The organism is Rhodococcus sp. T7 (assembly GCF_009872365.1).
GTDB lineage: Bacteria > Actinomycetota > Actinomycetes > Mycobacteriales > Mycobacteriaceae > Rhodococcus_F.
The window spans coordinates 45,008-57,618 of the sequence record NZ_WXYH01000176.1 but is presented as its reverse complement, the minus strand read 5'-3'; the positions used below and the strand labels follow the sequence as shown (position 1 = coordinate 57,618).

Below are 12,611 nucleotides of genomic sequence, written 5' to 3'. Positions count from 1 at the left end.
TAGTTGTCTAAATGGGGAGGCTCACACCGGCAACCGCAGGATCGCCCGCAGCGGACAGCGTCAGCGATATCCTTGAGAGCACGCCATCGAGAGGTGAGTCCCGGTTGTATCCGCGCTGGTCATGCCGTCGGAACCAGCGCGCAGCAGCACGAGCCGACGGAGTAAGTAGACCGTCCGATGGGTGAAGGTGATCCGCTCGACACGCAGCGGTACCCGCCCTCCCCGGCCGCGGAGCTGGCAGGCACCGGTTTCGACGACGCCCAGGAGATCGGGCGCGGCGGCTTCGGGGTGGTCTACCGCTGCACGCAGGCGGATCTGGATCGTACGGTGGCGGTGAAGGTGCTCACCGTCGAACTCGACGAGGAGAACAAGGCCCGGTTCTTCCGGGAGCAGCGGGCGATGGGCCGGATGACCGGTCATCCGAACATCGTGAACATTCTGCAGGTCGGAGCGACCGCGAGCGGTCTTCCCTACATCGTGATGCCGTATCACCCGCAGGATTCTCTCGACGCGCTCATCCGTCGCCGCGGGCCGTTGCCGTTGACCGAGGCGCTGCGGGTGGGGGTGAAGATGGCGGGCGCGGTGGAGACGGCGCACCGGCTCGGGATCCTGCACCGGGATATCAAGCCTGCGAACATCCTGCTCTCCGATTACGGCGAGCCGGAGTTGACGGACTTCGGCATCGCGCACATCACCGGCGGCTTCGAGACCGCAACCGGCGTCGTCACCGGGTCACCCGCCTACACCGCACCGGAGGTCCTCGCCGGTGACCCGCCGAGCCCGGCGGCGGACGTCTACGGTCTCGGGGCGACGTTGTTCAGTGCGCTGACCGGTCATGCCGCGTTCGAACGCCGCAGCGGAGAGCAGGTGGTCGCGCAGTTCCTGCGGAGCACCACCCAACCCGTGCCCGATCTGCGGGAGCACGGAATCCCGGACGACGTGTCCGGCGTGATCGCCCGGGCGATGTCCCGCGAGCCCGATCAGCGCCCGGCGACCGTCGCCGACTTCGGCGAGGAACTGCGGCAACTACAACGCAACCACGACCTCCCGGTCGACGACATGGCGCTGCGCACCGAGGCCGATGCGCACGGCAATAGCGAGGAACCGTCCTCGCATCCCGGACGGTCGTCGCACGGCCCGGCGTCGCTGGGCGCGACGGGGAGCCTCCCACTGGAGCTGACCAGTTTCGTGGGCCGCCGTCACGAGCTCACCGAGGCGAAGAACCTGCTCGGCGGATCCCGGCTGGTGACGCTGACCGGGATCGGCGGCGTCGGCAAGACGCGGCTGGCGATGCGGGTCGCGGCGGCGGTGCAACGCGAGTACGGCGACGGTGCGCGGTTGGTCGAACTGGGCGAACTACGCGACGGGTCCTCGCTGGTCGATGCGGTCGCCGCGGCGGTGGGGGTGCGGGACCAGTCGGTGCGGCCGCTGCGTGAGGTGTTGATCGAGTTCCTCGCGTCGAGGGAGGTGCTGTTGGTCCTCGACAACTGCGAGCAGATGGTGGACGCGGTGGCCGACCTCGTGGGCCTCCTGCTCCGGGCCTGCCCGCGGTTGCGGATCCTGGCCACCAGCCGCGAACCCCTGGTCATCGGGGGAGAGGCGGTGTTGCGGGTGCCGCCGCTGGGCTTGCCGGATCCCGGCCGGCAGCCGTCGTTGCGGGGGTTGCCGAAATACGATGCGGTGACGTTGTTCGCCGACCGCGCCGCTGCTGCGGTTCCCGGGTTCGTGCTGACCGAGGAGAACGCGGCGGCGGTGGCGGGGATCTGCCACCGTCTCGACGGGTTGCCGTTGCCGATCGAATTGGCCGCCGCCCGGTTGCGGGCGATGTCGCCCGCGCAGATCCTGCAGCGGCTGACCGACCGCTACAGCCTGCTGTCCCGCGGCAGCCGGGGTGTCCCGACGCGGCAGCAGACGCTGCGGTTGTCGGTGGACTGGAGTTTCGAACTGTGCACCGCCGGTGAGCAACTGGTGTGGGGCCGGTTGGCGGTGTTCGCGGGGAGCTTCGAACTCGATGCCGCGGAGCAGGTCTGCGGCGCCGGTCTGGGCCCGGACGAGTTGCTCGACACGCTGACCTCCCTGGCCGACAAGTCGATCCTGATCCGGGAGGAACACGGGTCGGTGGTCCGGTTCCGGATGCTCGAGACCCTCCGCGAGTACGGCTACGAGAAGCTGGAACAAACCGGTGAGACTGTGACTTTGCGCCGCCGCCATCGGAATTGGTACGAGGCGCTGGCGCTCGCATCGGAAAAGGAGTGGATCAGCGCCCGCCAGCTGGACTGGATCGCCCGCTTGAAGCGGGAGCAACCGAATCTTCGCGAGGCCCTCGAATTCGACGTCGACGACGATCCCGCTGCCGGCCTCCGCACCGCCGCCGCACTGTTCCTGTTCTGGAGTTCCCAGGGAATCTACAACGAGGGTCGGCGATGGCTCGAGCAACTGATCGCCCTCCAGAGTGGGCCACCCACCCGCGAGTGGGCCAAGGCAATCTACTGCGCGAGCGTGATGGCCAACGTCCAGGGCGATCTCGAGACGGGGGCCGCGCTCGTGGCGGAGGGACGCACGCTCGCCGCCCAGACCAGCGACCCCATGATGCGCGCGTTCGTTTCCTTCGCCGACGGAATGCTGGCCCTCCTCGGTGGGGATCCCGTCCGCGCCCGCTCGCACCTCGAACCTGCATTTGCGGAGTTCAGCGAACGCGGAGAGCGAACGCTCGCGGTAGCTGCCCTGTATCCGCTGGGGACGGCCTACGGGCTGTCCGGTCTGACGGAGGAGGCCGTCGAACGCCACGAGCGGATCCTTGCGATCACGAAAAAGTACGGCGAGAAGATGTACCGGTCTCATTCGCTGTGGGCCTTGGGAATCGCCGAATGGCAGAAGGGTGATGCGGATCGCGCCGTCCGGCTCCTCGACGAGGCGCTGGAGCTGACCAAGCAGGTGCGCAGTCCCCGCGTCGTCGCATCCTGCCTCGCGGGCCTCGCCTGGATCGGCGTCGAACAGCATGACGCACTCCGGGCCGCCGTGCTGCTCGGGGCCGCCGACGAGCTGGCGCGGGCGATCGGCAGTTCTGCTGTCATCCATTCCAACCTGATTGTCTACCACGAAGAATGCGCCGAGAAGGCCCGGAAGAAACTCGGCGACAAAGCATTCGCAGCGGCCAAGCGCAAGGGCGAACAACTCGGCTTCGACGCGGCCATCGCCTACGCCCTGCACGAGCAACCGTCCGGCGTCTCCACACCCGACACCGACACGCCGGCGCAACTGACGAAGAGGGAACTCCAAGTCGCGGACCTCATCGCCGAAGGCTTGACCAACCAGGCCATCGCCGACCGCCTCGTGATCTCACCCCGCACCGCACAGGGCCACGTGGAGCACATCCTCGCGAAACTGGGCTTCACCTCCCGCACCCAGGTCGCCGCCTGGGTCGTCGAACGAACGCACGAGTAGGTCGGGTCAAGTTACATATTGGGTTCGAGGGTTTGTCTGCCGACGGTGACCGGTGAGGTCCCGACCAGAACGAACACCGTACGTGCCCATTGGTCGGTGGAGTTGCGCCAGACGTGCATGGTCCCGCGCTGGACGATGGTGTCGCCGGTGGTCAACACCGCGACGTCTCCGCCATCCAGCACTGCTTCGAGTTGACCGCTGATCACGGCGCCGTAGTCGAGGCTCTGGGTTCGGTGGAACGGGAACTCACTGTTCGGTGCCCAATCCACGATGTAGAAGGCGGTTCCGTCCGCGGTCGAGAACGTCTCGATCAACTCCGCTCCGTCCCGCGGATCCGTGTTGTCGGACGGAAACGTGTCGGTGGCCCACAGCCGTGTCGCGAATGCGGAAGGGGACGCTTCGAACGCTTCGGCGATCGAATCGGAAAGGACGACCGAGCGGCCGTCCGAATCGTGACCGGTGACAACACGTCGGGCCTGGTGCTTCATCTTTCGCTTTTCTTCCTGGGTGTGAGTGTGACGTGATCGAACACAGACAAGGGGTCGGCTGTCAGCCCAACCGCTCGAGGGCCCATGCGGCGGATTCGGTGATCGTCCGGTCGGCCTCGGGGTCGTTGCCCACGGCGAACGTGTGAACATGTTGTCTGCTCGGAGCGACGTCGAGTGTCACGTCGACGCCCGCGGCATCGGCCGCCTCGACGAATTTCCGTATACCGCCGAGCAGATTCTCGTGCCCGCCCGCCGACAGGTACACCGGCGGAAATCCAGCGAGATCGGCGTACGTCGGGTTGCAGAGCGGGTCCTTGGTGCTGCGATCACCGAAGGCGAGTGAGCCCATCGCCACGATGATGGCCTTGCTCGCGAGTATGTCGTTCTCTTCGTTCACCATCCATTCGCCGTCCCAGTCGAGTCCGGGAGAGAAGGTCACCACTGCCCCGGGAGTCGGTAGGCCTTGGGTTCGGAGACTTACGACGAGCGAGAGGGCGAGTGTCCCGCCTGCAGAGTCACCCGCACTGACAATCCGGTTCGGCGCGAAGCCCTGATCGATCAGCCACAGAAACGCCGTGACCCCATCGTGGACCTGAGCGGGATAAGCGTGCTCCGGCGCGCGTCGATAGTCGACGAGGAGAACGCGAGAACCGATTTCTCTTGCGAGGTGACCGGCCATCTTCCGATGCGAGTGGGGAGATCCGGTGACGAAACCCCCGCCGTGGAAGTAGAGGACGACCGTTGCCGGATCGGCGTCCGCCGGAATGCTCCATACGGCGGAGAGTCCGTCGATGTCGACCGACTCGTAGCTGACCGCCTTCGGTTCGGTTGCGACGGTGTGCCATCCCTCCTGCATATCGCGCATGACCTGTACCGACATCGCTGGGTCGGCTTGCATGCGGGCGACCCAATCCCGGTAGAGCGTGCGGAGGGGATCAACGAACTCGATCGACATCGTGGGTACCTGACTTTCGTTTCTCGGTGGGTCGAACCATGCGATGCCACGTTCATGGCGCACACTGGATTTTTGGTGAAGTGCGTCACTGATAAGCCCCTGGAGCTCGAGCGATCTCTGCACGTATTTCGTCGAGAGACCCGAACATTGCGCGCACGTGCCGTTCGACTACAGCCTCGGCTGTGGTCACCACCCCTGCCGAGGCTCCTTCCAACAGTTCGATGCCGACATGGACCTACGTCTGTCGTCCGTCTGCACTGACCGGCACTCCTCATGCCCGGCTGTCGACCAAGTCTTCGCCCTCGGTGCTGTCGCTCACCTGTCGAATCCGTGTGCTTGCGGCGAGTACGAGAATCAGTACGGCACCGACGAGAGATGGGATCATGAATGCGAGGAGGCCTGCGCGTGGCGTCGCGAACAGAGCGCCGATCTGGGGGCCGAGAATCGCACCGAGTCGGCCGATGCCCAGGCAGAATCCGATTGCGGATCCGCGAATTGCTGTCGGATAGTGTGCAGCGATCACGCCGTACATGAGTGTGCTGGTGCCGACGGTTCCGATGCCCGCTGCGAAAGCGGCGACGAAGAGGCCGGCCGCACCGAGTTCGGTACCGAACGCGAGGGCCAGCATAGCGACGGCTCCGAGGAGAAAGTACGGGACTATGGTCCGCGTCGCACCACCCCGGTCCACGAGCAAGGCGCCGACGATCGTGCCCACGACCGCACCGAACTGCAGCATCATCAGCGCCAGAGTGCCCTGTGTACCAACGAAACCCATCTCTTTGGTCATACTCGGCAGCCAGGTGTTCGGGCCGTAGACGAGAATCTGGCAGCAAAACATCACTGCCGTAAAGATAACAGTGGCAGACAGGTATCGAGACGACAGAAGGAGTCGTATGCCGCCCTTAGCCTGATCTGCTGGACGAGCGTCTGCCGCATTGAGCTCAATGCCGAACCGGTTGGCGACCTCGCGTGCTTCCTCATCGCGGCCACGCGCAACGAGGAGGCTCGGCGATTCGGGGAGCGCGAAATACAGGATCGGGACGAGGACGATCAGCGCACCGCCAAGCAGATACAGGATCCGCCACTGCTCGGAAGGTGGCGTGGATTTCGCGAGCGCATCCGCACCGGGAAGCACGATCAGCGCGGCGATCGTGGCGAGGACACCGCCGATCGGGTATCCGGTAAGGGTGATTCCATTGAACAGCTGCTTGCGCCGGGCGGTTGCGAACTCACTGGCCAGGGCTACCGCGGCCGGGACGACGGCACCGAGTCCGACGCCAGACAGAACGCGGCCGATCCCGAATACCGTGAAGCTGGGCGCGAACGCACACACCAGGCACAGCAATGAGAACCAGGTGACACCAGCCAAGATCACGGCGCGCCTCCCGATGCGGTCGGCGAGAGTGCCTGCAACGAGGAAGCCGACCATCAGTCCGCCCAGAGTCATGCTGTGAACGTCCGCCAGTGCTGACTTTTCCGATCCCCACTGGTGCATGAGCGAGGGCAGAGTTGCACCGAAGACGATCAGGTCGTATCCGTCAGCGAGAATGGTGGCGAAACACAGAGCCAACACCAGACCGGGTCCACGAGATGGTGACGCGCTGGGGGTGAGCGAATTGGGCATGTGTTGCTTTCATGTCGGGAGAATGAGTGTGAGCCGGAATGTAACTCGGCTCACACTCATGAAACATCAGAGGCAGCGTCGAATCGACTGAAAAATCTCGAAGTTCGAATTCGGTCCACGGAAATCAGAGGGTCCTTCGGAAAACCTGAATTCGAACTTCGTCAGAAGTCAATTGATCGGCGATTGGGGGAGCCATAAACTCGGAGACAAGGTGCTCGCCGCCAATTCGACAGCCGAATGGTCGAGGTCCTCGGTCAGGCAGACATCCCGGCTATCGCGATGAACACCCGCAGATGCTGCGACGACCTTCGCATGAAGGACGACGGCGAGCGACCGCCGGTCCAGTGTGCGGTCGGCCCCGTTGGCAGGGATCACGACGAGATCGACGAGCTTCTCAGCGGAGCCGGGCCGCGGCCCTCGAGGCGACACATTCAGCAATGGAAGAGGACACAGTATGAAGAAGATTCGGATCGGATCTGGAAGTGGATTCTGGGGCGACAATCTGGACCCTGCGGTCGAGATCGCCAAGCACGGTGACGTGCAGTACCTCGCATACGACTTCCTGGGCGAGCCGACCATCCCGTCCCTGCAGAAGATGCAGCGCAAGGATGCGTCGCGCGGCTATGTCCCGTCGATCCGGGCTGTGGTCCGTGGCGTGCTGCCGATCTGTCTGGAAAAAGGCATAAAGATCCTGACCAACGCGGGTGCCGCCAATCCGCAGGCCTGTGCTGACACGATCCTCACCACCGCGAAGGAAATCGGGATCACCAAGCTCAAGGTCGGTATCGTCACCACCAACGACGTTCAGGCCAAGGTCGAGGAACTGCTCGACAACGGCGTCCAGTTCACCAACCTCGACAACGGCGACGCGGATCTCGGCCGCGTGCGCGACAAGATCGTGGGATCGTATGTCTACTCGGGCGCATACGGTTACGTGGAGGCGCTCGAAGCGGGCTGTGACATCATCATCTCCGATCGAGCCACCGACGACGCGGCTATTCTGGCCCCGCTCGTCCACGAATTCGGCTGGAAATGGGACGAGTGGGACAACCTCGCGATCGGCATCCTCGCCGGACATCTGATCGAGTGCGGCGCGGCGTGCAGCGGCGGGATCTCGAGCCTGTGGCGCGAGGTTCCCGAGCCCTGGAATATCGGTTACCCGATCGCCGAGGTCAACGAGAACGGTGAACTGTTCATCACCAAAGTGGACGGCACCGGCGGCGTCGTCAACCAGGTCACCCTGACCGAGCACCTCCTGTATGAAGTGCACGACCCGGGTAATTACCTGATGCCTGAGGTGATCACGGATTTCACCAATGTCGAGATGGACGAGGTCGCCAAGGACCGCGTCAAGGTATGGGGCGCCAAGGGCAAGCCACGTCCGGACACTCTCAAGGCGGGCATCGCTTACATGGACGGCTTCATCGGCGAGGCTGAGTCGTCGGTGACCTGGCCGGACGCCGTCGAAAAGGCCGAGCGGTCGATCGAGATCATCAAGAAGCGTCTGCAGATGGTAAACCTCGATGCCGAGGAAGTCCGGTTCGACATGATCGGTGTCAACTCGTGCCACTGGTCGGCGTCACCCGCGCCGGACCCGGACATCAACGAGGTCCGTGTTCGTGTCGCGGCCAAGTGCGCCGAGCGTGCAGAGGCAGCGAAGGTAGCTCGCGAATGCGTGATGCTGATGGGCACCGGCCCGATCGGATCGACCGGCCAGCTCAACACTCCGCCGCCGCGTGAGGTTTTCGCACTGTGGCCGACTTTGATTCCGCGCGAGGAGATCTCGCAGACCGTCGAGACTAGGGAACTGTGACCACATGAGCCGTATCCATTTGAACAACATCGCCTACGCCCGCTCCGGCGACAAGGGCGACATCTGCAATATCGCTGTCATAGCCAAGGAGAAGCGCTTTTACCCGCTGATCCTGGAGTACCTGACCGCAGACGTGGTCAAGGAGTTCTTCGGCGAGATGGTCAAGGGTGAGGTGAACCGCTACGAGGTGCACACCCTGAAAGCGATGAATTTCGTCCTGCGCAATGCACTCGGCGGCGGAGCCACACGTAGCCTGCGCGCCGACTTCACCGGCAAGACGATGTGCCAGGCCCTGCTGCGCATCGAGTTCGAGGTCGCCGAGTCCGATCTGCAACTGATGCACTGATCGGTTCCTTTTCGTACTGCACAATCGACAAGAGTTCGGAGATCCCGAGATGAGTGACAAAGCGCAAGTTGTCGGCGTCAACATGGTGAAATTCGCCAAGCCCGGCGCAAACGACCCGTACGAGGTGATGGCTGCGGAGGCGATCCGCGGGGCCCTCGCCGACGCGGAAATTGACTACGCCCTGGTTCAGCAGGCATTCGCCGGCTATGTGTACGGAGACAGCACGTGTGGTCAGCGCGCGGTGTATTCGGTCGGGATGTCCGGCATTCCCGTGTACAACTTGAACAACTACTGCGCGTCCGGTTCGTCGGCGCTCATGCTCGCGCGCCAGGCAGTCGAGACCGGGATCGTCGACTGCGCGCTGGCGTTCGGATTCGAGGAGATGGCACCGGGCGCTCTCGGTAGCGCGTTCCCCGATCGGACGTCTCCGGTGGGGTGGATTCACGAGCGTCGGGTGGAGCTGCACCCGGAGTTGCCGACCGATGCCCCACGTGCGATCCAGGCATTTGGCGCGGCCGGGTGGGAGTACATCGAACGGTACGGTGCGAATCCGGACATCTTTGCGCGAGTTGCGGTCAAGTCGCGTACGCACGCGAGCAACAACCCGTATTCGCTGTTCACCAAGCCACTGACCGTCGCTCAGGTGATGGAAGCGCCCACCCTGTTCCCGTATCTGACCCGCTTCATGGCATGCCCACCTACTTGCGGAGCGGCAGCTGCGATCGTGGTCAGCAAGGCCTTTGCCCAACGACACGGACTTACGGGCGCTGTCGAGATAATCGGGCAGTCGATGACCACCGACACCGAGGCCAGTTCGGTTGACCTGATCAACCTGGTCGGCGCCGACATGACACGCCGTGCGGCGGCAGAGGTGTACGAGTCGGCCGGCGTCGGCCCTGAGGACGTCGATGTCGTCGAGTTGCACGACTGCTTCACTCCGAACGAAGTCATCAGCTACGAAGGCCTGGGGCTATGCGACGAAGGCGCTGCGGAGAAGCTCATTCTGAACGGGGACAACACTTACGGAGGAAAGTATGTGGTGAACCCATCCGGTGGGCTGATGTCCAAGGGCCATCCGCTCGGTGCGACCGGTCTTGCGCAGTGTGCCGAGCTCGTCTGGCACCTACGCGGAACGGCAGGACAGCGGCAGGTCGAAGGTGCACGGATCGGGCTACAGCACAATATCGGGCTGGGCGGCGCGTGCGTCGTCACGATGTATCGGAGAGTGTCATGACCGTCTCCGGTCCGCTCGACGGCGTCAGGGTCCTCGATCTCACGTCGAACGTGATGGGGCCGTTCGCTTCTCTGCACCTGGCGGACATGGGTGCCGACGTGTGGAAAATCGAATCTGGCTGCGGGGACACGATCCGCCGGGTCGGTCCAGCGCGGAATGTGGGGATGAGTTCGAACTTTCTGCACTTGAATCGCAACAAGCGGTCGATCGTGCTCGATTTGAAATCGGAGGGTGGGGCGTCGGTGCTTCGCCGGATGATCGCCGGCGCCGACGTGTTCTTGTACAGCATGCGTCCGAAAGCAATGCGTTCGCTCGGGTTCTCCTACGACGATGTGCGCGAGATCAATCCACGGATCGTCTACGCCTGCGCGGTGGGTTTCGGTCAGAATGGACCATATGCGGACCGCCCTGCGTATGACGACCTGATTCAGGCGGCGTCGGGAATGGCTGCGTTGCAGAACCGGAAGGTTGGTAGCCCGGAGTTCGTCGCCACACCGATTGCAGACCGGGTGGTCGGCATATCTACTGCGATGGCTGTCAGTGCTGCGCTCTATCACCGCAACGTCACGGGCGAGGGGCAAGAAGTCCAGGTTCCGATGTTCGAGACGTTCGCACAGCTGGTTCTCGGGGACCACCTGTGGGGGCACTCTTTCGATCCGCCGATCGGCGACTGGGGCTATGCGCGGACGATGAATCCGGACCGTCGTCCGTACCAGACGAAGGACGGGCGATACGTCGCTGTCAGCATTTACATCGACAAGCACTGGCGGAGCTTTTTTCAGGTCGCCGGTCGTCCAGACTTGGCCAACCATCCGAAATTCGTAGATGTGCACACCCGCGCCGAGAACATGCCGGAGTTGCTGCACCTTCTGTCGGATATCTTCAAAACACGTCCGGCGGACGAATGGCTAGCCGATCTGGCGGCTGCGGATGTTCCGGCGATCGAGACGAACACTCCGGCAGGGGCGCTCGATGATCCTCACCTGCGGAAGACGGGTTTCTCGTTTGTCGAAGAACATCCGTCCGAAGGCAGGATCAACTCACTCGGCATCCCCCAGACATGGAGCTCCTATGCTCCGGCGGTCCGCCATCCGGCGCCCCGGCTCGGTGAGCACTCGGTCCAGCTCTTGCGTGAGGTCGGAGTGAGTGAACGCGAAATCGGCACGCTTCTCGCATCTGGTGCGGTGACCGACGAGTCCGGACAGCGCGATGCGGTGAGTGCCCGATGAGTGAGCGGGCGGTGTCAGACCTCAAAGGCAGAGTTGCGATCGTCACCGGGGGATCCGGAGGGATCGGCCACGGTATTGCCGCCAGATTGGGCGCTCGCGGAGCGACTGTGGTTGTCAACGGCCGCAGCGAGGAGCGAGCTGCCTACGTGGTCGACGAGATCCGCGCGGCAGGCGGCAATGCGCACTTCCACTCCGGGGACGTCGGGTCACCCGACGATATGCGGGCGTTGGCCCAATCCGTCGTCGAGCAGTTCGGTCGTATCGATATTGTCGTGCCCAATGCCGGAGGGTTTGACGAGCAGGCGCGTGATCCGAAGGTCCGAGGGCCGTTCGCAGGCATCGATCTGGAACGGGTCACGAATTTCGTAGGTCACGCTTTGCTCGGAAAGCTGGCGGTGGTGCAGGCGTCGGTACCGTACCTGCGGGAGAACGGCGGGTCTGTAGTATTCGTTACCTCGGAGGGCGGACGTGCACCGACGCCGGGGCAGACGGGCATCGCAGCATTCTCGGCTGCGTTGATCCAGGTGAGCAAACTGTTGTCGAAGGAACTCTCCAGAGACAAGATCCGCGTCAACTGTGTGTGCGTGACCGTCGTCCGGGACACACCGTCGTGGCAGGCTGCGTTCGAGCACGATGACGCAGTCTCTGTGGCGCACCGTCGACAATACGAGAAGATAGTCGAGAGGGCGCCGTTCGGTATCGCTTCACCTCCGGATATCGGTGACGTGGTGAGTTTTCTCGCGTCCGACGAGTCGAAGTACCTGACGGGCGCGGTACTCAGCCCTACCGGAGGGCTCACCCTTCACTGATTGGCATCCGTATGCCAGCGATCTGGACTGCCGGTGTTCGCAACGGTCTCGAATCGTTTGCGGGCGTCCGGCCAATCCAGTCGCCCGGACACGTTAGACATCCCTGTAGCGTGCGGACGTTACGCGCCAAGAGTTGTCGCCGGCCGCTGGTAATTCTCGGAGCGAGTGCCGTCATCGCATTCGCGGCGCTCACGCCCGGTGCCGTCTCGCACGTGTTCGCTGCGTTCCATTTCACGGCGAAGGAAGACACCGATCGGCCTGTCTCATCGCGGCGGACGCAAACGCAAACAACCCTGGGAGACACCTCGGCCGGGGCTGCGCTTTCGCGCTCTAATGCCCCGTGGGTAAAGTAGTTTGACATGGCCAGAGTCCTCTTGGTTGTCGCTCGCGGACATTGCCAACCATCGTGTAGTAGTCTGCGCAATAGCGATATTCGTGAGAATGCGCTGGATCGCTTCCGTGACACGGCGGGGTGTCAGCAGTCTGGCGAATGCGATCGCAGCGTGAAGGGCATTTATCGAACCTTCAGGTTTTCTGCGAGGTCCCGAGTCGAGGCACCGGGTACGTCGTGAATTCGGTGACTCCTTGGGAAGCTGGATCAGGCGGGGCGCGTCGCCCGACCGCGACGTGTTGGGCGCAGGTCGAGCGGTCTCGGTGGGGTGTGCGACG

General features: G+C 63.7%; 9 protein-coding genes. 6 read left to right on the top strand and 3 right to left on the bottom strand.

Annotated features, from left to right (window positions below):
• Nucleotides 1-177 precede the first annotated feature (177 nt).
• Nucleotides 178-3,444 (top strand): protein kinase domain-containing protein, encoded by a 3,267-nt coding sequence (locus MLGJGCBP_RS18170; RefSeq protein ID WP_160097440.1) that lies wholly within the window; start codon nt 178-180, stop codon nt 3,442-3,444.
• Between the two features lie 11 nt (nt 3,445-3,455).
• On the opposite strand, the gene MLGJGCBP_RS18165 is transcribed toward MLGJGCBP_RS18170, so the two are convergent.
• The 3 genes from MLGJGCBP_RS18165 to MLGJGCBP_RS18155 form a co-directional block, all read right to left on the bottom strand.
• Complete coding sequence (locus tag MLGJGCBP_RS18165; protein ID WP_160097438.1) at nt 3,456-3,932, bottom strand: cupin domain-containing protein; 477 nt, start codon at nt 3,930-3,932, stop codon at nt 3,456-3,458.
• A gap of 61 nt (nt 3,933-3,993) precedes the next feature.
• Nucleotides 3,994-4,887: an alpha/beta hydrolase gene (locus MLGJGCBP_RS18160; RefSeq protein WP_160097436.1), complete on the bottom strand. Its 894-nt coding sequence runs from the start codon at nt 4,885-4,887 to the stop codon at nt 3,994-3,996.
• Nucleotides 4,888-5,158: 271 nt separating this feature from the next.
• Nucleotides 5,159-6,511, bottom strand: a complete 1,353-nt coding sequence (locus MLGJGCBP_RS18155) for an MFS transporter (protein ID WP_160097434.1) — start codon at nt 6,509-6,511, stop codon at nt 5,159-5,161.
• Nucleotides 6,512-6,965: 454 nt separating this feature from the next.
• On the opposite strand from MLGJGCBP_RS18155, the gene MLGJGCBP_RS18150 reads away from it, so the two are divergent.
• The 5 genes from MLGJGCBP_RS18150 to MLGJGCBP_RS18130 are packed head-to-tail and all read left to right on the top strand — an operon-like array spanning nt 6,966 to nt 11,942.
• Entirely contained in the window at nt 6,966-8,324 is a 1,359-nt protein-coding gene (locus tag MLGJGCBP_RS18150; protein ID WP_160097432.1) for an acyclic terpene utilization AtuA family protein, read from the top strand.
• Nucleotides 8,325-8,328: 4 nt separating this feature from the next.
• Complete coding sequence (locus MLGJGCBP_RS18145) at nt 8,329-8,670, top strand: AtuA-related protein (protein WP_160097430.1); 342 nt, start codon at nt 8,329-8,331, stop codon at nt 8,668-8,670.
• Nucleotides 8,671-8,719: 49 nt separating this feature from the next.
• Complete coding sequence (locus MLGJGCBP_RS18140; RefSeq protein WP_160097428.1) at nt 8,720-9,904, top strand: lipid-transfer protein; 1,185 nt, start codon at nt 8,720-8,722, stop codon at nt 9,902-9,904.
• Nucleotides 9,901-11,133, top strand: a complete 1,233-nt coding sequence (locus tag MLGJGCBP_RS18135; protein WP_160097426.1) for a CaiB/BaiF CoA transferase family protein — start codon at nt 9,901-9,903, stop codon at nt 11,131-11,133. Before MLGJGCBP_RS18140 ends, MLGJGCBP_RS18135 begins: the two co-directional genes overlap by 4 nt.
• A complete protein-coding gene (locus MLGJGCBP_RS18130; protein WP_160097424.1) occupies nt 11,130-11,942 on the top strand; it encodes an SDR family NAD(P)-dependent oxidoreductase in 813 nt (270 codons plus the stop codon). Before MLGJGCBP_RS18135 ends, MLGJGCBP_RS18130 begins: the two co-directional genes overlap by 4 nt.
• Nucleotides 11,943-12,611: the final 669 nt, after the last annotated feature.